Origin of the sequence: Microbispora sp. H13382 (genome assembly GCF_014161445.1) — a bacterium.
Classification (GTDB): domain Bacteria; phylum Actinomycetota; class Actinomycetes; order Streptosporangiales; family Streptosporangiaceae; genus Microbispora.
The window spans coordinates 81,632-99,873 of record NZ_JABBXA010000018.1; the positions used below are offsets into that span (position 1 = coordinate 81,632).

General features: G+C 73.9%; 19 protein-coding genes. 8 read left to right on the forward strand and 11 right to left on the reverse strand.

The window, feature by feature from the left end; translation table 11 throughout:
* Genes HHX41_RS29365 through HHX41_RS29380 form a run of 4 tightly spaced genes read right to left on the reverse strand, consistent with a single transcriptional unit; the run spans position 1 to position 6,318 of the window.
* The gene (locus HHX41_RS29365; protein ID WP_182908538.1) at positions 1 to 1,050 is read right to left on the reverse strand and encodes a glucose 1-dehydrogenase; all 1,050 of its coding nucleotides are present in this window, start codon (positions 1,048 to 1,050) and stop codon (positions 1 to 3) included.
* Positions 1,051 to 1,071: 21 nt separating this feature from the next.
* The gene (locus tag HHX41_RS29370; protein ID WP_182908539.1) at positions 1,072 to 1,548 is read right to left on the reverse strand and encodes a MarR family winged helix-turn-helix transcriptional regulator; all 477 of its coding nucleotides are present in this window, start codon (positions 1,546 to 1,548) and stop codon (positions 1,072 to 1,074) included.
* Positions 1,545 to 4,547: an FAD-binding and (Fe-S)-binding domain-containing protein gene (locus HHX41_RS29375; RefSeq protein ID WP_182908540.1), complete on the reverse strand. Its 3,003-nt coding sequence runs from the start codon at positions 4,545 to 4,547 to the stop codon at positions 1,545 to 1,547. Before HHX41_RS29375 ends, HHX41_RS29370 begins: the two co-directional genes overlap by 4 nt.
* Before the next feature lie 4 nt (positions 4,548 to 4,551).
* The gene (locus HHX41_RS29380; protein ID WP_182908541.1) at positions 4,552 to 6,318 is read right to left on the reverse strand and encodes a thiamine pyrophosphate-dependent enzyme; all 1,767 of its coding nucleotides are present in this window, start codon (positions 6,316 to 6,318) and stop codon (positions 4,552 to 4,554) included.
* 103 nt (positions 6,319 to 6,421) lie between these two features.
* On the opposite strand from HHX41_RS29380, the gene HHX41_RS29385 reads away from it, so the two are divergent.
* On the forward strand, positions 6,422 to 7,510 hold the full coding sequence (locus HHX41_RS29385) for an enolase C-terminal domain-like protein (RefSeq protein WP_182908542.1): 1,089 nt from the start codon (positions 6,422 to 6,424) through the stop codon (positions 7,508 to 7,510).
* 4 nt (positions 7,511 to 7,514) lie between these two features.
* On the opposite strand, the gene HHX41_RS29390 is transcribed toward HHX41_RS29385, so the two are convergent.
* Both HHX41_RS29390 and HHX41_RS29395 read right to left on the reverse strand, forming a co-directional pair.
* On the reverse strand, positions 7,515 to 8,210 hold the full coding sequence (locus HHX41_RS29390) for a response regulator transcription factor (protein ID WP_182908543.1): 696 nt from the start codon (positions 8,208 to 8,210) through the stop codon (positions 7,515 to 7,517).
* Positions 8,207 to 9,403: a sensor histidine kinase gene (locus tag HHX41_RS29395; protein ID WP_182908544.1), complete on the reverse strand. Its 1,197-nt coding sequence runs from the start codon at positions 9,401 to 9,403 to the stop codon at positions 8,207 to 8,209. Before HHX41_RS29395 ends, HHX41_RS29390 begins: the two co-directional genes overlap by 4 nt.
* A 181-nt stretch (positions 9,404 to 9,584) precedes the next feature.
* Between HHX41_RS29395 and HHX41_RS29400 the strand changes: the two genes are divergently transcribed.
* Complete coding sequence (locus HHX41_RS29400; RefSeq protein ID WP_182908545.1) at positions 9,585 to 9,818, forward strand: hypothetical protein; 234 nt, start codon at positions 9,585 to 9,587, stop codon at positions 9,816 to 9,818.
* Positions 9,805 to 10,785, forward strand: coding sequence for a hypothetical protein (locus tag HHX41_RS29405; protein ID WP_182908546.1), 981 nt, complete (start codon positions 9,805 to 9,807; stop codon positions 10,783 to 10,785). Before HHX41_RS29400 ends, HHX41_RS29405 begins: the two co-directional genes overlap by 14 nt.
* 20 nt (positions 10,786 to 10,805) lie before the next feature.
* Here HHX41_RS29405 and ligD read toward each other — a convergent pair whose 3' ends face one another.
* Positions 10,806 to 11,774 carry a non-homologous end-joining DNA ligase gene (gene ligD / locus HHX41_RS29410; RefSeq protein ID WP_169982794.1) on the reverse strand — a complete coding sequence of 323 codons (969 nt, stop codon included), beginning with the start codon at positions 11,772 to 11,774 and terminating at the stop codon, positions 10,806 to 10,808.
* 136 nt (positions 11,775 to 11,910) lie between these two features.
* Between ligD and HHX41_RS29415 the strand changes: the two genes are divergently transcribed.
* Genes HHX41_RS29415 through HHX41_RS29430 form a run of 4 tightly spaced genes read left to right on the forward strand, consistent with a single transcriptional unit; the run spans position 11,911 to position 15,008 of the window.
* A complete protein-coding gene (locus HHX41_RS29415) occupies positions 11,911 to 12,624 on the forward strand; it encodes an ABC transporter ATP-binding protein (protein ID WP_182908547.1) in 714 nt (237 codons plus the stop codon).
* Entirely contained in the window at positions 12,621 to 13,310 is a 690-nt protein-coding gene (locus HHX41_RS29420; protein ID WP_182908548.1) for an ABC transporter permease, read from the forward strand. Before HHX41_RS29415 ends, HHX41_RS29420 begins: the two co-directional genes overlap by 4 nt.
* A 4-nt stretch (positions 13,311 to 13,314) precedes the next feature.
* The gene (locus HHX41_RS29425; RefSeq protein WP_182908549.1) at positions 13,315 to 14,412 is read left to right on the forward strand and encodes a sensor histidine kinase; all 1,098 of its coding nucleotides are present in this window, start codon (positions 13,315 to 13,317) and stop codon (positions 14,410 to 14,412) included.
* Positions 14,412 to 15,008, forward strand: a complete 597-nt coding sequence (locus HHX41_RS29430) for a response regulator transcription factor (RefSeq protein ID WP_182908550.1) — start codon at positions 14,412 to 14,414, stop codon at positions 15,006 to 15,008. Before HHX41_RS29425 ends, HHX41_RS29430 begins: the two co-directional genes overlap by 1 nt.
* 42 nt (positions 15,009 to 15,050) lie before the next feature.
* Here HHX41_RS29430 and sigJ read toward each other — a convergent pair whose 3' ends face one another.
* Positions 15,051 to 15,998, reverse strand: coding sequence for an RNA polymerase sigma factor SigJ (gene sigJ / locus HHX41_RS29435; protein WP_182908551.1), 948 nt, complete (start codon positions 15,996 to 15,998; stop codon positions 15,051 to 15,053).
* Between the two features lie 102 nt (positions 15,999 to 16,100).
* Here sigJ and HHX41_RS29440 point away from each other — a divergent pair, with 102 nt between their 5' ends.
* The gene (locus HHX41_RS29440; RefSeq protein ID WP_182908552.1) at positions 16,101 to 16,478 is read left to right on the forward strand and encodes a hypothetical protein; all 378 of its coding nucleotides are present in this window, start codon (positions 16,101 to 16,103) and stop codon (positions 16,476 to 16,478) included.
* Here HHX41_RS29440 and HHX41_RS29445 read toward each other — a convergent pair.
* From HHX41_RS29445 to HHX41_RS29455, 3 genes are read right to left on the reverse strand one after another with little or no spacing between them, the layout of a single operon-like run.
* Complete coding sequence (locus HHX41_RS29445) at positions 16,475 to 16,924, reverse strand: hypothetical protein (protein ID WP_169982583.1); 450 nt, start codon at positions 16,922 to 16,924, stop codon at positions 16,475 to 16,477. The genes HHX41_RS29440 and HHX41_RS29445 overlap by 4 nt on opposite strands.
* Positions 16,921 to 17,154 carry a hypothetical protein gene (locus HHX41_RS29450; RefSeq protein WP_169982584.1) on the reverse strand — a complete coding sequence of 78 codons (234 nt, stop codon included), beginning with the start codon at positions 17,152 to 17,154 and terminating at the stop codon, positions 16,921 to 16,923. The genes HHX41_RS29445 and HHX41_RS29450 overlap by 4 nt, the downstream gene beginning before the upstream one ends.
* Positions 17,151 to 18,206, reverse strand: coding sequence for a GDSL-type esterase/lipase family protein (locus HHX41_RS29455; protein ID WP_182908553.1), 1,056 nt, complete (start codon positions 18,204 to 18,206; stop codon positions 17,151 to 17,153). The genes HHX41_RS29450 and HHX41_RS29455 overlap by 4 nt, the downstream gene beginning before the upstream one ends.
* Positions 18,207 to 18,242 lie beyond the last annotated feature (36 nt).

The window sequence follows — 18,242 nt, forward strand, 5'->3', positions numbered from 1 at the left end:
TCAGCCGAGGGTGAGCACCACCTTGACGTCGTCGTCCCGGCGCTCGAAGGCCTCGGTGTAGCGGTGCAGCGGCACCCGCCGGGAGATCAGCCGGGCGAGCCAGCCGGAGTCGGCCCGGGCGAGGGCGCCGGCCGCGAAGGCGTAGTGGTCGTGGTTGGCGTTCACGGTGCCGATGACGACCTCGTTCTCCAGCACGATCTCCCGGTTGAGCGTCCCGGCGTCCAGGGTGAGCCGCCGCCCGCTCGGAGAGACCCCGGTCAGGCAGACGATGCCGTACGGGCCGGTCGCGGCGATGGCGCCGAACACCACGTCGGCGGCGCCGGTGGCCTCGATGACGACGTCCGGCCGGGTCGACCGCACCACGTCCTCCACCCAGCCGGTGTGGTACTCCGCGCCGAGGTCCGCGACGAGTGCCGGCTTGGGCCCTGTGGTGACGCGGTCGAGCACGTGCACGGCGAGGCCGCGCTGCACGCCGAGCAGCGCGGCGAGCAGGCCGATGGGCCCCGCGCCGGTGACCAGCGCCGTACGCGGCTCGAACCACGAGCGCGCCCCCACCTTGTCGACCTGCTCCCACGCCTTGGCCACCACCGACGCGGGTTCGAGCAGCACGCCGCACTCGCCGAGGCCGGGGGCGAGCCGGACCGCGTAGGACGCGTCGACGCACCACGTCTCGCTCGCGTAGCCGTCGAGCTCCTTGATGCCCCGCTCCGTGTAGCGGCCGTTGCGGCACATGTCGTACTGCCCGTGCGCGCATGCTCCGCACGGCACGGGGTCGGGCCGGCGCACGAGGCCCACCACGAGGTCTCCCGGCGCGAAGCCGGAGCCGGGCGGGGCCTGCCGTACGCGGCCGAGGGACTCGTGCCCGATGACCAGCCGTTCCCGGTCCGGCGGAGCCCAGCCGTAGTCGCCGGCCACGATCTCCCGGTCCGTTCCGCAGACGCCGACGGCCACGCCCTCCACGAGAAGGCCGCCCGGCCCGGGCTCGGGATCGGGCACCTCGGTCAGCGCCGGCGAACCGGCGCGGTGCGGGACGACGGTGAGGGCACGCATGCGGGACTCCTCTCCCGGTGGTCAGTCGTGGCCGCCTGCGCCGGGGCCGTCCGACGCCGCCGCGGTGAACTCGCGCAGTGTCCGGGCGAGCGTACGGCGGCTGTCCGGTGGCAGACGGCGCAGCGCGGCCGCGATGTGCCCGCGGCGCGCGGCGCGGACGCGTTCGAGCGAGCGTCTGCCGGTCTCCGTGACGTCGATGCTGACCTCGCGGCGGCTGTGCGGGGACAGCAGGCGCGTCAGCAGCCCGGCGGTGTGCAGACGGGCCACGAGGCGGCCGGTGGCAGAGACCGACATGCCCAGCAGGTCGGCGAGCCCGCTCAGGTTCAGCGGGCCGTGCCGGTCGACCGCGAGCAGCACCCGCAACTGGGTGACCGACAGGCCGGCGCCGCGCGTCACCGCGGTGAGGGTCATCTCCACCAGGGCGAGGGAGGCGTCCTCGACCGACCACGCGTCCTCCTCGAGCGCGGGGTCGGTCTCCTCCGCGATTTCGGCGCTCATCGCGTCCCCAGGACCCGCGCCGGGCCGGGCCTGCACGCGACGCGGCACTCGGGAAGGTCGCCGAGCGGGGTGCCGCGCACCCCGGCCGCCAGCAACTCCGCGAGGTGGACCGCCCGGCGTCCCACTCCCGCCTGCTCGATCTGCGTACGGCAGCTGAACCCGTCGGCGAGGACGAGCGTCCCGGCCCCGGCGGCCCGGATCGCCGGCAGGATCTCGTGCTCGGCGCAGGTCATCGACACCTCCAGGTGACCGGCGGTGAAGCCGAAGTTCCCGGCGAGGCCGCAGCAGCCGCCAACCGCCTCGGCCCGCACCCCGGCGCGGGCCAGCAGGGCCAGGTCGGCGCCGAAGCCGAGCACCGAGTGGTGATGGCAGTGCGGCTGGGCGACGGCGTCCCGGTCGATCCGGGGCGGGTCCCAGCCGTCGGTCTCGCCGAGCAGTTCGGCGAGGGTTCTGGTCTGCTCGCGCAGCCGGGCGAAGTCCCGGTCGTGCGCGAACAGCTCGGGCGCGTCGGCGCGGAACACCGCCGTGCAGCTCGGCTCCAGCCCGACGATCGGGATGCCGCGGCGCAGCGCCGGGGCGAGGGTCCGCACGGTGCGCCGCAGCACCCGCCGCGCCACGCCGAGCTGGCCCGTCGAGATCCAGGTCAGCCCGCAGCACAGCGTGCGCGGCGGGATCAGCACGCGATAGCCCGCCGACTCCAGCACCTCCACGGCGGCGCGGCCGACGTGGGGATGGAAGTTGTCGGTGAAGGTGTCCGGCCACAGCACCACGGGCCCGCGCTCCCCTCCACCCCGGGGCCCGCGCGTCCGGTACCAGTCGCGGAAGCGGACCGGCGCGAAGTCCGGCACCGGCCGGGCCGTTTCGAGGCCCGCCAGGCGCTTGCCCAGCGCGGACAGCACGGGCGCGTGCGCCAGCGCGTTGACCACGCCGGGAGCGAGCGCGGCGACGCGGGCCCACACCGGCAGCCACCCCATCGCGTAGTGGTCCGCCGGCCGGATCCGCCGGGCGTAGTGATGGGCGAGGAACTCGGCCTTGTACGTCGCCATGTCGACCTGCATGGGACAGTCGTGCCTGCAGCCCTTGCAGGCCAGGCACAGGTCGAGGGCGTCGCGCACGGCGGCGGAACGCCAGCCGTCCCGCACCGCGGAGTCGGCGTGGCCGTTCAGCATCTCGAACAGCAGCCGGGAGCGTCCGCGGGTGGAGTGCTCCTCCTCGCCGGTGGCCCGGTAGGACGGGCACATCACCCCGCCGGTGTGCTCGCGGCACTTGCCGACCCCCACGCACCGCATGACGGCCCGCTGGAAGCTGCCCTCGTCGCCGGGATAGCCGAAGTGGACGGGCGGGTCGGCGGGTGTCCACTCGGGGCCGAGCCGCAGGTTCTCGTCCAGCTTGTACGGCGCGACGATCTTGCCCGGGTTCATCCGGTCGCCGGGGTCGAAGACGGCCTTGACCCGCTCGAAGGCGGTCATGACCTCGGGCCCGAACATCCTGGTGAGGAGTTCGCCCCTGGCCTGCCCGTCGCCGTGCTCGCCCGACAGCGAGCCGCCGTAGGAGACGACGAGGCCGGCGGCCCGTTCCAGGAAGGCCCGGAAGGCCGCCACCCCGTCGGCGGTCACCAGGTCGAACGGGATGCGGGTGTGCACGCAGCCCTGCCCGAAGTGCCCGTACAGGGAGGCGTCGCCGTAGCCGAACTCCTCGAACAGGCGGCGCAGGTCGCGCAGGTAGTCCCCGAGCCGGTCGGGCGGGACGGCGGAGTCCTCGAAGCCCTCCCACGTCTCGCGCATCCCGGGAACGCGCGCGGTGGCGCCGAGCCCGGACTCGCGGACCTCCCACAGCTTCTTCTCGGTCTTCGCGTCGTCGATGAAGGAGATGTGCGGCGCGTGCTCGCTGCCCTTCAGCTCCTCGAGAAGGTCACATGCCCTGGCGTCCGCCTCCTTCTGCGAGTCGGCGCCGAAGGAGACCATGAGCCAGCCGCCGCCCTCCGGCAGCCGCTTGAGCGCGTCGGGGTGCATGTGCTTGCGCCGCTCGAAGTCCACGAGCTTGTCGTCCACCCCTTCGAGCTGGAGCGGGCCGTAGCGGGCGATGCGCGGCACGGCGTCGGCGGCCACGCCGATGTCGTGGTAGCCCAGCAGGACGAGGCACTCCGCCTTCGGCGCGGGCACCAGGCACAGCTCGGCCCGCAGCACGGTGACCAGCGTGCCCTCCGACCCGACCAGCGCCCGGGCCAGGTCGAACCCGGCCTCGGGCAGGAGCTGGTCGAGGTTGTAGCCCGACACCCGCCGGGGGATGTCGGGGAAGCGCCGGTGGATCTCGCCGGCGTGCTCGTCCACGATGGCCCGCAGCTCGCGGTAGATGCGCCCCCGCGGCCCGCCCTCGGCGACGATCCGGCCGAACTCCTCGTCGCCGGTCGGCCCCACCCACATGCGCTGCCCGTCGTAGGTGAGGATCTCCAGCCGTGAGACGTTGTCGGCGGTCTTGCCGTACGCCTGGGCGGTCGAGCCGCAGGAGTTGTTGCCGATCATGCCGCCGAGCGTGCACTGGGAGTGCGTGGACGGGCGCGGCCCGAACATCAGGCCGGTGTCGGCCAGCAGCCGGTTCAGCACGTCGAGCACGATGCCGGGCTCGACCACGCAGGTGCGCGCCGCGGCGTCCACCGACACCAGCCGGTGGCAGTACTTGGACCAGTCGATCACCACGGCGGCGTTGCAGGTCTGACCGGCCAGGCTCGTCCCGCCGCCCCGTGAGGTGACGGGCGCGCCGTGCTCCCGGCAGACCGCGATCGCCTCGGCCGCCGCGTCCACCGTGCGCGGCACCACCACGCCCAGCGGCACCTGGCGGTAGTTCGACCCGTCGGTGGAGTAGGCGCCCCGGCTGCCGGGGTCGAACCTGACCTCGCCGTCCACCCGGGCGGCGAGGTCCCGCTCCAGGTCGCGCACCCGCACGTACGGCTGTCGCGGCCGCTCCGTCACGGGTGCGGGTACGAGAACCTGGCTGGTCATGGCGTCACCGCCCCAGTTGAGAGATCTTGTCCTTGAACAGCGTCGTCGCGATGGCCGCCTTGTGCGGCTGCCCCTTGAGGAACGCCTCGGCGAACTTGACCGCCTGGTCGCGGGCGACCTTGCCCGGCATGGGCGGCTCGTTCGGGTCGACGTCGACGTCGACGAGCGCCGGCCCGGGATGGGCGAGGGCCTGCCGTACGGCCTCGTCCACCTCGGCGGGGTCGGTGACCTTGCGGCCGTACCCGCCGCAGGAGCGGGCCCAGGCGGAGAAGTCGGAGGTGGGCGGGCCGAACCTGACCCCGTGCTCGGGGAACCCCAGCACCATCTGCTCCCACAGGATCTGGCCCAGCGAGCCGTTGTTGTTCACCACCACCGTGATCGGCAGGCCGAGACGCGCCGCGGTGAGGAACTCGGCCATCAGCATCGCGAAGCCGCCGTCGCCGATGAAGGCGATCACCTGCCGTCCGGGGTGGGCGAGCTGCGCCGCGATCGCGTACGGCAGGCCGGGGGCCATGCTGGCGAGGTTGCCCGACAGGTAGAACTCACGGTCGCCGCGGATCGTCCAGTGCCGGGCCGCCCAGGTCGCGATCGTGCCGGAGTCGCAGGTGAGGATGGCGTCGTCGGCGGCGGCCCGGTCAACGCAGCCGATCAGGTACTGCGGGGCGACGGGGGTGCGCCCGGGGTTCTCCAGGGCGGTCATGTTCTCCCGCCACCCGGCCATGGCCTTCTGGTACTTCTCCAGGTGCGCCCGGTCCTCGTTCCGGTGCAGCAGCGGCAGCAGCGCGGCGAGCCCCTCCTTGGCGTCCCCGATCATCGGCACCTCGGTCGGCATGCGCACGCCCGCGCGGGCGGGGTCGGCGTCGATCTGCACGACGCGGACCTTGCCGGGCTCGGGCAGGTGCTTGGTGTAGGGGAAGTTGGTGCCGACCATCAGCAGCGTGTCGCAGTCCTCGACCAGCTCCTCGCCGGGCCTCGTGCCGAGCAGGCCGATCCCGCCCACGGCGTACGGCGAGTCGTCGGGGATGACCGCCTTGCCGGGCAGCGTCTTGATCACGGGGGCGCCCAGCGTCTCGGCGACGGCCAGCACCTCCGCGCGGGCGTGCAGGGCGCCGGCCCCGGCCAGGATCGCGGGCCGCCGGGCCGCGTTCAGCACCTCGGCGGCGGCGGTCAGGTCGTCGGTGCGCGGCACGCCGGGCGGGGACAGGTAGACGGGGGAGGCCGCGGGCGGCCGGGCGGGGGCGACGTGCTGGTAGGGGTCGGCGTCGGCCGGGGCCACCTGCACGTCGTTGGGCAGGCACAGGTGGGCGACCCCGCGCCGGGCGTATGCCGTGCGGATGGCGATGTCCACCACCCCGGGCAGCTGCGCGGGGTTGTCCACCACCAGGTTGTACTCGGCCACGTCCTCGAACACCCGGTCGAGGTGGACCTCCTGCTGGTAGCCGGTGCCCAGCACGCTGGTCTCCTGCATGCCGGTGATGGCCAGCACCGGCTGGTGGTCGAGCTTGGCGTCGTACAGGCCGTTGAGCAGGTGGATGCCGCCGGGGCCCGAGGTGGCCAGGCACACGCCGATGCGGCCGGTGGCCTTCGCGTGCGCGGCGGCCATGAACGCGGCCGCCTCCTCGTGGTGCACCAGCACGAACCGGACACGGTCGGATTGGCGGCGCAGCCCCTCCATGATGCCGTTGATGCCGTCCCCGGGGAGCCCGAAGACGGTGTCGACACCCCAGTCGGCGAGCCGTCTGATGAGTACTTCGGAGGCGATTTCCGTCATATAGGCCGCGCTGCCCGGGGAATGGGAAGCCGAACACTCACCACATGGAAAATCTTTCCTCTGTGCCAGAGTCGGAGGGTCATGCCCGGGTAGGGGCACGCCTGTGATCAGAGACCTCCATGTGGCGGCGTACCGCGTGCCGACCGACCGCCCGGAGGCCGACGGCACGCTGAGCTGGGACGCGACCACGATCGTGGTGGTCCGCGCCGACGCGGGCGAGGCGGCGGGGCTCGGCTGGACCTACGCGCCGGCCGCCGCCGCGACGGTCGTCACGGACCTGCTCGCGCCCCTGGTGCGCGGCGGCGACCCGATGGACGTGCCGCGCCTGTGGACCGCGATGGTCCGCCGGGTGCGCAACGCGAGCCGCACCGGCGTCGCCGGGTACGCGATCTCCGCGGTCGACGTCGCGCTCTGGGACCTCAAGGCCCGGCTGCTCGGCGTGCCGCTCGCCCGCCTGTTCGGCCTGGCCAGGGAGCGCGTGCCCGTGTACGGCTCGGGCGGGTTCACCACGTACGACGACGACGTCACGACGGCGCAGCTCGCGCGCTGGGCGCACGAGCAGGGCATCCCCCGCGTCAAGATCAAGATCGGGGAGTCGGCCGGCACGGCGCCCGGCCGCGACCTGCACCGCGTCGGGCTCGCCCGCCGCGTCATCGGGGACGCCGCCGAGCTGTATGTGGACGCCAACGGCGGTTACAGCGCGAAACAGGCCGTGCGGATGGAGCGCCGGATGCGCGACCACGACGTGCGGTGGTTCGAGGAACCGGTGTCCTCCGACGACCTGGCCGGGCTGCGCCTGGTGCGCGAGCGGGCCGACGCCGACGTCGCGGCCGGGGAGTACGGCGGCGACCTCGTCTACTTCACCCGCATGTGCGCGGCCGGCGCGGTCGACTGCCTGCAGATCGACGCCACCCGCTGCGGCGGCTACACGGGCTGGAACGGCGCGGCCGCGATCGCCGCCGGGCACGGCCTGGAGGTGTCGGCGCACTGCGCGCCCAACCTGCACGCGCCGGTCGCCGCGGCGACGCCGAACCTGCGCCACATGGAGTGGTTCCACGACCACGTGCGCATCGAGGGCGACCTGTTCGAGGGCGCGGCCGACCCGACAGGCGGCGCGGTGCGCCCGCCGGACGCGCCCGGCCACGGCCTGACGCTGCGCGACGACGTGGCCGAGCCGTACCGCGTGGCGTAGGGGGTCAGCCGTCCGTGTCGAGCGGATCGTCGAGCAGCCCGGCGTCGTGGACGAGCAGGGCGATCTGGACGCGGTTGTTGAGGCCGAGCTTGGCGAGGACGCTCGACACGTGCGTCTTGACGGTGGGGACGCTCAGGTGGAGCCGGGCGGCGATCTCGGCGTTCGGACTGCCCCGGCCGACCGCCACCGCGACCTCCCGCTCCCGGTCGTTGAGCAGCGCCAGGCGCTCCGCGGCCCGGGCCCGCCGCCGGTCCTGACCGTCCTCGGCCACCCGGGCGATGAGCCGCCGGGTGACCGCCGGCGACAGGACCGGATGCCCGGCGGCCACCCGGCGGATGGCGTCGACGATCTCACCCGGCGGGGTGTCCTTGAGCAGGAACCCGGCGGCGCCCGCGCGCAGGGCGCGCAGCACGTGCTCGTCGGCGTCGAAGGTGGTCAGCACGATCACCTCGGGCGCGCCGTCGCGGGCGCGCAGCGCCTCGGTGGCGGCCAGGCCGTCCATGACCGGCATCCGGATGTCCATCAGCACCACGTGCGGCCGCGCCCGCCCGGCCATGGCCAGCGCCTCGGCGCCGTCACCGGCCTGGGCGAGGACGCGGATGTCGGGGGCGCCGCCGAGCATCATCACCAGGCCGGCCCGGACCAGGGGGTCGTCGTCGGCGATGAGCACGCCGATCGGCGCGGCTTCTGGCGTGATCATGTAGGCCACGGTAGCCAGGCCCGCACGCGCCAGCCACCCGGGCCCCCGTCGCCGTCGCGACGCACGGACCCGTGCTCCAGCCGGCCCCCCGCCAGCGCGACGCGCTCGGCGAGGCCGGCGAGGCCGTGGCCCCCACCGGCGGCGTCCGGTGCGACGGCGTCGGCGGGGGCGTCGTTGACCACCTCGACCGTCAGGCCCTCGCCGGGAGCGCCCGTCAGCCGCAGGCGGACGCCGGCCCCCGGCGCGTGCTTGCGGGCGTTGGTCAGGGCCTCCTGCGCGACGCGGTAGGCGGTGCGGCCCGTCCCGTCCGGAACCGTCTCTCGCGCGCCGAGGTCGTCGCACAGCTCGACCCGCATGCCCGCCTGCCCCGACTCCGCGACGAGCCGTTCCAGATCGGCGAGGGCGGGCGGGCCGGGCCGTGTGGGCGAGGACGCCTCGCCGGTCGGGGCGCGCAGCACGCCGATCACCTCGCGCAGGTCCTGCAGGGCCTGGTGGGCGCTCTCCCTGATCACCCGCGCCGCGCGGGCGACGTCGGCGGGGTCGGCGCCGGGGTTGAACTCCAGCGCCCCCGCGTGCACGCTCAGCAGCGACAGCCGGTGGCCGAGCACGTCGTGGATCTCGCGGGCGATGGCCTCGCGGACCTGGTGCTGCGCCTGCTCGGCCCGCAGCCTCGCCTCGGTCTCCATCCGGGCCACGCGGTCGCGCTGGGCCAGCACGAGGCGGCGCCGGTGGTGGACGAACAGTCCCCAGCCGACCGCCGCGCCCTGGAGGGCCAGGCCCAGCGTCAGCAGCGCGAGCGGCGGCATGTCCGGATCGGGGCGCAGACATGTGAAGACGACCGCGGCGAGGACGCTGAGCCCGAACACCGCTCCGGAGGTCCGCGGGCGGCGGTGGACCGCGACCGAGAAGAGCGCGGCCAGCATCGGGCCCGCGACCATCTCGAAGACGGCCGACAGCGCGACGAGCGTCACCGCGAGCCCGACCGGCCATCTGCGGCGCAGCCACAACGCCGCGCAGCCGAGCATGCTCACGAGCTGGTCGAGGGAGAAAAGCCACGCCGGTGGCAGGGGCGTGGCGTGCAGACGCTCCACCGACGTGTAGAAGCCGAAGGCGACGGCGAGCACGAACATCGCCGTGTCCACGAGCCAGTCGCGCCGGCTGCGCCGGTGCCGGGGGGCGGCGGAGGGATCCATAACCCCCGCAGCGTACGACCCGGCGGAAGGCGCGTTCACGGCCGCGCGGCGAAGACCATACCGAAGTCGGGCGCCGTCCGACTTCGGTCGGCGGACACGCCGTGCGCCGGCGACCTTCGCCGGACGGGAGCATGCCGACGCCCGATCCCCGGCGGGTCCGCCGGTCCCTAGCGTCGGCGCCATGCGTAACGTCACCCGACTCGCCGGGGCGTTCCTGGTCGTCGCGGGCATCAGCGGGACCATCGACCACCTGGCCGTGCAGCCGTTCTGGGGCGCGATACTGAACGTCTTCAACCGTCAGGTCATCCCGCGCCTGGACTTCCTGACCGGCTACGAGATCTACGCCAACCTTCTCGTCGCCGTCGTCGGCGCCGTCGTGCTCGCCGCCGCCTGGAGGCGTGATGACGAAGCCTGATCCGCGGCGTCTCGCCCTGGCGGCCGCGCTGCTGGTGCTGGCACCGATGTGCGCCGAATACGTCACCGGCTACGACGACAGCACGGGCGACCCGCTCGCGCTCGCCGCCGGACTGCTGATCTTCGGCCCGCTGTACGGCGCGCCCGCGCTGCTGATCCGTGAGACGGCCCGCCGCCTGGGCCTGGGCTGGCCGGCGATCCTCGCCCTCGCGGCGGCGTTCGGCGTGCTGCAGGCCGGCGTCGTCGACCAGTCCATGTTCAGCGAGGGCTATCGGGACATCCCGTACTGGGAGGAGATGGTCCGCCCGACGTACGTCGAGCCACTGGGACTGGCGGCCCACACCACGGTGTCCTTCGTCGCGGGCCACGCGATCTGGAGCTTCGGCGTGCCGATCGCGCTGACGGAGGGGCTGAACCCCCGGCTGTCGCGTACGCCCTGGCTGCGGGCGCCCGGCCTGGTGGCGGCCGCGGCCTGCTACCTCGCGGCGGCGGCGCTGGTCCTGCGCGACCACCTGCGGACCGAGGACGACCACGCCTCCGCCGCCCAGATCGGGGGATCGCTGGCCGCGGTCGCGCTGCTCGTCCTCTTCGCGCTGAGCCGGCGATCACGGGACCGTGCCGTGCGGGACGGCGTGCCGCCCCGGCCGATCGCCGTGGCGGCGGGTGGCCTGCTGGCGGGCCTGGTCTTCGACTTCCTGCCGTCTACCTGGGCCGGGGTCGCGGCAGGGCTCACGGTGATCGCCCTGTGCGGAGCGGTCGTCGCCCGTCTGGCCCGTTCGCCGGGGTGGACCGTCCGCCACGCCGCCGCGCTCGCCGCCGGGGCCCTGGCCGCGCGTGCGGCCGTCGGGTTCTTCGCGGTCCCGCTGGGGGAGGTCGCGCCGGTCGCGAAGTACGCGCACAACGTCGCGTTCCTCGCGGGGGCGGTGCTGCTCGGCGTGCTGGCGGCGCGGCGTCGCGGCACCGCGTGATTCGACGTGACCCGGCGCGTTCATCCCTCCCCGCGGACGACCTCGCCGGGGTCCTTGTCGTCGCGCAGACCCCGCCAGGAGGGATGGCGCAGCCGCCCCTCACCGGTCCACTCGGCGAACTGCACCTCGCCGACCAGGACCGGGTCCACCCACCGGCCGCCCCTGGCCTCCTCACGGGTGATCCCCTCGAACGGGGGCGTGTCCCGCCGCAGCGGGGCCAGGCGCTCGCCGAGCCGCCGCAGCGCCTCGTCGGTGAACCCGGTGCCGACGCTCCCGGCGTACCGCAGGCGCCCGCCGTCGTCGTTGACGCCCACGAGCAGCGAGCCGACGGTGTTCGCGCGGCGGCCCTCCCCGGCCCGCCAGCCGCCGACGACGACCTCCTGCGTACGGACGTTCTTGACCTTCACCCAGTCCGGGGAGCGGCGGCCGGGGCGGTAGGGGGAGGCGAGCCGCTTGGCCACCACGCCCTCCAGCCCCAGCCGCCGGGAGTCGGCCAGCGCGTGCTCGCCCCCGTCGGTGTAGTGGGGCGGGACGGCCCAGTGGCGTCCGGCGCGGACGAGGTCCTCCAGGCGGCGCCGCCGCTCGGTGTAGGGCATGGTGATCGCGGCCGTGGCGTCGACGTGCAGCACGTCGAACAGCAGGTACGTCACGGGCGTGGTGACCACGAGCTGCCTGATCTTGAGCGGGTTGCGCTGGTGCATGCGCGGCTGCAGCGCCTCGAACGACGGCCTGCCCTGCTCGTCGAAGGCGACGATCTCCCCGTCGAGCACCGCCGCGTGGCCGCCCGTGGCGTCGGCGAGACCGGCGAGTTCGGGGTAGGCGGCGGTGATGTCCCTGCCGTTGCGGGAGATCAGCCGCAGCGTGCCGTCCTCGACGTACCCGAGGGCGCGGACCCCGTCCCACTTCATCTCGTGCGCGTAGTCGCCTTCGGGCTCGGGCAGCCGCCCGAGCTGAGCCATCATCGGCGCGTACGCCGGAAGGGCGGCCATGCCCTGCTGGTACCCCAGCGAGCCCGCCGCGTACCTCCTGACCTGCGGTGACGCGCACCACCATCCTCCGAAGGAGGGATGCCGGGCGACGAGTCGGGTGATGGCGCGTGATCGGCGCCGCCGCGAACCTTGAGGCATGGAAGCCATCGAGGTGACAGACCTCCGCAAGGCGTACGGGGACACCCACGCCGTGGACGGGGTGACGTTCGCGGTCCGGGCCGGTGAGACGTTCGGGATCGTCGGCCACAACGGCGCCGGCAAGACGACGACCGTGGAGTGCCTGATCGGGCTCAGGCGAGCCGACGCGGGCACGGTCCGCGTGCTCGGCGAGGATCCGGCGCGCAGGCGGCGGGCCCTGGCGCAGCGCCTGGGCGTGCAACTTCAGGACAGCTCGCTGCCCGAGCGGATGAAGGTGGCCGAGGCGCTGCGCATGTTCGGCTCCCTCTACCGCGACGCGGCCGACTGGCGGCGGGTGATGGATCGCTGGAGCCTGCGGCCGCTGGCGAGGAAGGCGTTCGGCGACCTGTCGGGCGGGCAGAAGCAGCGGCTGATGCTCGCGCTCGCCATGGTCGGCGACCCCGAGGTGGTCGTACTCGACGAGCTGACCACGGGCCTGGACCCGGTCGCGCGCCGGGAGACCTGGCGGCTGATCGGCGATCTGAGGACGGCGGGCACCACCGTGGTGCTGGTCAGCCACTACTTCGACGAGATAGAGGCGCTCTGCGACAGGGTCGCCGTCTTCGCCCGCGGCCGTGTGGAGGCGGTGGGCACCCCCGCCGAACTCATCGCCCGGACCGGTACCGCCTCGCTGGAAGAGGCCTACCTCGCCCTGGAGGGTGTGGACCGATGAAAGCGTTCACGGCTCTGACGGCCGCCGAGCTCAGGCTGCTGGCGCGCGACCCCGCCTCGCTGTTCTTCATGGTGGCCTTCCCCCTCATGCTGCTGGTGCTCAAACGCGGCGACGGCGGCGCGGTCCCGGGCTACCTCGCGATGATCGCCGCCATCGGCGGCATGGGCGCGCTGCCGGGTCTGCTGGCCTCCTACCGCGAGCGCAAGGTGCTCAAGCGGCTGGCCACCACGCCGATCTCCCCCGTTCTGCTGCTCGGCGCCCAGCTGGTGGCACAGGTCGCCGCGGCCCTGGCGGGCGCCGTGCTGCTGGTGGCCGTGACGATCACGGTGTTCGGCGCGCAGGCCCCCGCCGACGTCCTGATGCTGGCCGCGGCCTTCCTGCTCTGCTCGGTGATGGTCTGCGCGCTGGGCTTCGTGATCGCCGCCGTCGTGCGCAACACCAGGGGCGCGAGCCTGATCGGCATGCTGGTCATGTTCCCCATGATCTTCCTGTCCGGCGCGGCCGTGCCCAGGAAGGCCCTGCCCGGCTCGCTGCGTCAGATCGGCGACTTCCTGCCCCTGACCCCGGCCGTGGAGGCCCTGGGGGACGCCTGGTCCGGCACCGCCGCGATCTTCCCCCTGCTGATCCTGGCGGGGATAATCGTGGCGGCCACGGCCGCCGGCGCCGCGCTGTTCCGTTGGGAGTGAGGACGTGAACGTCTGGGAGGCGCGCTGGCTGCGCGCCTTCCACATGTTGTACTACGCCTGCCTGGCACTCGGACTTGTCCTCTCGACCGGGGAGGGTACGGGCGGGGGCGAGGCCCTCGACCCGTTGACGCTGGCGATCGTCGCGCTCATGGCCGGCTGGCACGGCTTCTTCGTGGTACGGCGGCCGCGTCTGCTCGGGCGGCCGAATCCGATGGCGTTCCACCTGGCGGTCGTCTGCGCGCTCTACATCGCGCTGGTGATGCGGGACCGGTCCTTCGACGTGGTCGTCTTCGGGCTCATGCCCCAGCCGTACCTGATGCTGGCGAGCCCCTGGTCGTACGTGGGGGCGGTGGCGACGGTCCTCAGCACGTTCGCCGCCAGAGGCTATCTGGACGAGCCCGGCGTCCTGTGGCGGCTCGTCGGCAGTTCCGGCCTCGTCGTGGCGATCGGGCTGTTCGTCGACTACGTGTCCCGGCAGAGTGCGCAGAACCGGACGGTCGGGGTGCTGGAGGAGCGGGCGAGGCTGGCCAGGGAGATCCACGACACCCTCGCCCAGGGGCTGAGCGGCATCGTCACCCAGCTGGAGGCGGCCGAGCAGGCGATGCCCGACCTGCGCGCCGTACGCACGAGGATCGCGCTGGCCAAGGAGCTGGCGCGCGACAACCTGCGGGAGGCGCGGCGCTCGGTCGACGCGCTGCGGCCGGGCCCTCTCGCCGGCGCGGGTCTGGAGACGGCGCTCGCGGAGGCGGCCGCGCGGTGGTCGCGGACTTCGGGAGTGGCGGCGGCCGTGTCGGTGGAGGGGACGCCCCGGCCGCTGCCCGGTGAGGTGCAGACGACGCTGCTGCGGGCGGCGCAGGAAGGGCTGTCGAACGCGGCCAGGCACGCCCGGGCGGGCAGGGTCGCGATCACGCTGACCTACATGGACGACGAGGTGACGCTGGACGTGTTCGACGACGGGGTGGGTTTCGACCCGGACGCGCCCGGCGCGGGGTACGGGCTGGCGGCCATGCGGGAGCGGGCCGGCGGCGTCGGGGGAACGCTGACGGTGGAGTCCGCACCGGGAGAGGGGACGGCGCTGTGCCTGCGGATCCCCTCAAATTGATGATCGTCGACGACCATCCGGTGGTCCGCGACGGACTGCGCGGGATGTTCGACCACGTGGCGGACATCGAGGTGGTGGCGGAGGCGTCCGACGGGTTCGAGGCGCTGGCCATGGCCAGGCGGGCGCGGCCGCACGTGGTGCTGATGGACCTTCGCATGCCCGGCCTGGACGGCGTCGGGGCGATCGAGCGGCTCCGGGCGGACCACCCGGAGATCAAGGTGGTCGTGCTGACCACCTACGACACGGACGCCGACGTGGCCCGGGCCATGGCCGCCGGGGTGGCGGGCTACCTGCTGAAGGACGCGCCACGTGAGGAACTGCACCGGGCGGTGCGTACGGCCGCCGCAGGCGGAGCCGTCCTGGCTCCGTCGGTCGCGTCCGCGCTGATGAGCAGGCCCGCGGCGCAGGAGCCGAGCCCGCGCGAGCTGGAGGTGCTGCGCCTGGTGGCGCGGGGCTCGGCGAACAAGGAGATCGCCAGGGCCCTGCTGATCAGCGAGACGACGGTGAAGACGCATCTCAAGCACGTCTTCGCCAAGCTCGGCGTCGACAGCAGGGCCGCGGCCGTCGTCGTCGCCATGGAGCGAGGGCTGCTCTAGGGCGCGTCGAAAACCGCGTCGAAACCGCGTCGACACCGGAGCTCAGCCGGCGCGCGCCCACGGCCGCAGCTTCTCCGGGTTGCGGACCGCCCAGATCCGGGTGACGCGGCCGTCGGCGACGTCGAACGAGGCCACGGCCATGACGACGCCGGCACTCCGGGCCACCAGGCCCGGCACGCCGTTGACCGGCCGCTCCAGGAGTTCGAGCTCCGGAGCCTTGCCGGCGATCGCGACCATGTACTGGGCGATGCGCGCGGCGCCCTCGATCGGGCGCAGGGCGGTCCCGGCGATGCCGCCGCCGTCCGCGGTCATCACGGCGGCCGGGTCGAGGAGCTCGACGAGGGCCGCGACGTCCTTCGTCTCCCATGCCTGTTTGACCCGCCGCACCACGCTGGCCTGGCCGGCCTGCCCGGCCGCCGTCATCGGGGCGCGCGCGGCGGCCACCCGCCGCCGGCCGGAGGCCGCCAGTTGCTTGCAGGCCGCGGGGGTCCGGCCGAGGACGCCGGCGATCTCGGCGAAGGGATAGCGGAAGACGTCGTGCAGGACGAACGCCACCCGCTCGGCGGGCGTCATCGATTCCAGGACGACGAGGAAGGCCATGGTCACCGATTCGTCCATGACCACCTGGTCGGCGGGGTCGGCGCCGCGGCCATGCGGCGCCCTGTGCAGCGGCTCGGACAGCGGCTCGGACAGTGGCCCGGCCAATGACCCGGGCAGCGGCTCGGGCAGCCACGCGCCGACATAGCGTTCGCGCCGGGCCCGTGCCGAGCCCAGCAGGTCCAGGCAGACGCGCCCGGTCACCGTCGTCAGCCAGGCGCCGGGGAACACGATCTCCTCCTGCCGGCTTCGCGGCAGCGCGTACCAGCGCGCGTAGGCCTCCTGTACGGCGTCCTCGGCCTCGGCCAGCGAACCGAGCAACCGGTAGGCGACATTGATCAGTTGGCGCCGCTCACCGGTTACCTCATCGGTGCTCGTTCCAGCCGTCCCCATGCTCCCGGCGGCCCCCTCGCCTTACCTTTCGCAGGCCCGCGTCGTCGGGCTGGTGAGACCTTATCGATCTACTGCCCCCGGGGCGGAACAGGGGACCGTGACATGGCCATCCAGGCGACGGCACAGCGCACCTTCTCGTTTCTGCGGATCGCGATCATCCTGCAGACCCTGACCATCTTCCTCCAGGCGGTCTCCGCCGGACTGCTGCTGACCGCGTCCTACGGAGAGACGCTGCACAGTGCCGGAGCCCGCGTGATGTACGGGGCGTCGCTGCTGTACCTGCTCGCGGCGGTGCTGGCGTGGAAGCCGGGCGGCGGCTCGCCCCGGCCCGTCTGGCACGCGGCCGGCTTCCTCGTGCTCGCCTCCGTCCAGGTCGTGCTCGGCATCGCGCACGTGCCGGCGGCCCATCTCCCCCTGGGCGTCCTGATGTTCGGGCTGAGCGTCCTGGCGCTGGCGCGCCCCCGTCGTTCGCACGTCTAGGGGAGGATCTCCAGGCGGATGTCGAGGCCCTCGTACAGGTAGGGGGTCGCCGTGATGATCCGCCAGCCGCGGCGGGTGGCGTGGACGGCGGCGTGGGCGGCCACCAGGACGTCGGGCAGGTGCGCGTCGGCGGCCGCCGGCCGGTGGCGCCGCAAGCTCGCCATGATCGCCTGCGCGTACGGCCCGCCTTCGACGGCGTCGTCGGGGGAGAGCGCGCCGGTGACCACCATCGACATGCGCAGGAACCGTTCGAGCCGGGGCTGGATGGGGCCCAGCGACAGCACCTGGACGGCGAGTGCGGGGACGAGGAGGGTGACGCCGTGGGCCGAGGACTGGCGCACGACGGCCCTGCCGTACATGCTCTTGCCCTCGATCAGGTGGACGACGGCGTCGAGGTCCAGCACGTGGCCGGACAGGACGCCGGCCGGTGGGACGGGGTCGGTCACGCGGCGTCCGCCTTGGCGCCGCCCGTCATCAGGCGCGCCGCGCGGGCGCTGTCGTCATCGGTGATCCCGTCCTGCCAGCCCGGCCCCCATAAATCGGCCATGATGGCCAGGTCGCCCTGGATGCGCCGCCGCTCCCGCAGCGCCGCGGCGATGTAGGCCGAGGCGTTGCCGGACGCCTGCGCCTCGTCGGCCAGTTCGTCCGGCAAGGAGATCGTAATCTTCTTGGTCATACTTGGGAGGCTACCCAGTCATACTGTCGGCGGTCCACCGGTTCGCGGAAAAGCGCAGGTGTGGCGGCGGGCACACGGCAGGCGAACCGGACGGCTCTCGTCGGCGCGGTCTCCTGGTCGCCGCGGGCCGCGCTCACCCGCACCTCGTACGTCCCGTCGCCGGGCAGCCGCAGGTCGCAGCCGCAGGCCGCGATCGGCAGCGGCGAGCGCTCGAATCCCGTTCCGGCGTCCACGTCGCGCAGGTCGAGCCAGTAGCCGCTCGCGCCGAAGACCCGTGACCAGGAGACCCGGGCCGTGGAGCCGTGGAGCGCCACGGCGATCTCGCCGGGCGGGCGGATCGGCAGCGGCTCGGCGACGGCGGGAACCGGCGTGGCGAAGGCCGGCCGCCCACCGTGGAAGGCCCGGGAGTACGCGTCCGCGAAGGCCTTGGCGATCTTGAACTCGCCGACGCTGTTGGGGTGCAGCCCGTCGTAGGTGTCGGTGTACGGGTCGTAGACGGCCGCGAGGCCGACGGGGACGACGGGGGAGCCGGGCGTGGACAGGGCGGCCAGGACGCCCGGAAGGCGCGCGTTGTACGTCTCGACGATCCCCGGCAGGTGCGGCAGGTGGGGCAGCGGAGTGCGCCGGACGACGTCGGCCACGAGGAAACGCAGGTCCGGGCGGGCTTCGCGGGCCCGGCGCACGAACTCCCCGACGTGGGCCAGCAGCCGCTCGGGGCCGCTCACCCCCCAGGCGAGGTCGTTGAACCCCAGCGCGACCATGAGGTGGTCGGGCCGGTGGGCGGCGACGGCGTCCGCGACGCCGCCCCTGGCCTCGTCCATGAGGCCGCCCCAGCGGGCGTGGTGCCGGTCGCCGGGGAAGACGATCCCCGGGCGGTAGCCGCCCGCGCGCACCCCGGCGGCGCCCTCCTCCGGCGCCAGGTCGGGCAGGGCGCAGGTACCCGTCCACGGCCCGGCGAACCGCACGGGCGCGCCGCACGCGGCGAAGTGGCGGGCCAGCCGGTATCGCCAGGTGTAGTCGCCCTCCAGGCCGTGGCTGATCGAGTCACCCACGATCATGATCGTCGGACGCGGAATGGCACGCCTCCC

Excerpts from the sequence above, each read along its gene's own strand:
- HHX41_RS29365 (WP_182908538.1), bottom strand. The coding sequence starts at position 1,050 with ATGCGTGCCCTCACCGTCGTCCCGCACCGCGCCGGTTCGCCGGCGCTG.
- HHX41_RS29370 (WP_182908539.1), bottom strand. The coding sequence starts at position 1,548 with ATGAGCGCCGAAATCGCGGAGGAGACCGACCCCGCGCTCGAGGAGGAC.
- HHX41_RS29375 (WP_182908540.1), bottom strand. The coding sequence starts at position 4,547 with ATGACCAGCCAGGTTCTCGTACCCGCACCCGTGACGGAGCGGCCGCGA.
- HHX41_RS29380 (WP_182908541.1), bottom strand. The coding sequence starts at position 6,318 with ATGACGGAAATCGCCTCCGAAGTACTCATCAGACGGCTCGCCGACTGG.
- HHX41_RS29390 (WP_182908543.1), bottom strand. The coding sequence starts at position 8,210 with ATGATCACGCCAGAAGCCGCGCCGATCGGCGTGCTCATCGCCGACGAC.
- HHX41_RS29395 (WP_182908544.1), bottom strand. The coding sequence starts at position 9,403 with ATGGATCCCTCCGCCGCCCCCCGGCACCGGCGCAGCCGGCGCGACTGG.
- HHX41_RS29400 (WP_182908545.1), top strand. The coding sequence starts at position 9,585 with ATGCGTAACGTCACCCGACTCGCCGGGGCGTTCCTGGTCGTCGCGGGC.
- HHX41_RS29405 (WP_182908546.1), top strand. The coding sequence starts at position 9,805 with ATGACGAAGCCTGATCCGCGGCGTCTCGCCCTGGCGGCCGCGCTGCTG.
- ligD (WP_169982794.1), bottom strand. The coding sequence starts at position 11,774 with ATGGCCGCCCTTCCGGCGTACGCGCCGATGATGGCTCAGCTCGGGCGG.
- HHX41_RS29415 (WP_182908547.1), top strand. The coding sequence starts at position 11,911 with ATGGAAGCCATCGAGGTGACAGACCTCCGCAAGGCGTACGGGGACACC.
- HHX41_RS29420 (WP_182908548.1), top strand. The coding sequence starts at position 12,621 with ATGAAAGCGTTCACGGCTCTGACGGCCGCCGAGCTCAGGCTGCTGGCG.
- HHX41_RS29430 (WP_182908550.1), top strand. The coding sequence starts at position 14,412 with ATGATCGTCGACGACCATCCGGTGGTCCGCGACGGACTGCGCGGGATG.
- sigJ (WP_182908551.1), bottom strand. The coding sequence starts at position 15,998 with ATGGGGACGGCTGGAACGAGCACCGATGAGGTAACCGGTGAGCGGCGC.
- HHX41_RS29440 (WP_182908552.1), top strand. The coding sequence starts at position 16,101 with ATGGCCATCCAGGCGACGGCACAGCGCACCTTCTCGTTTCTGCGGATC.
- HHX41_RS29450 (WP_169982584.1), bottom strand. The coding sequence starts at position 17,154 with ATGACCAAGAAGATTACGATCTCCTTGCCGGACGAACTGGCCGACGAG.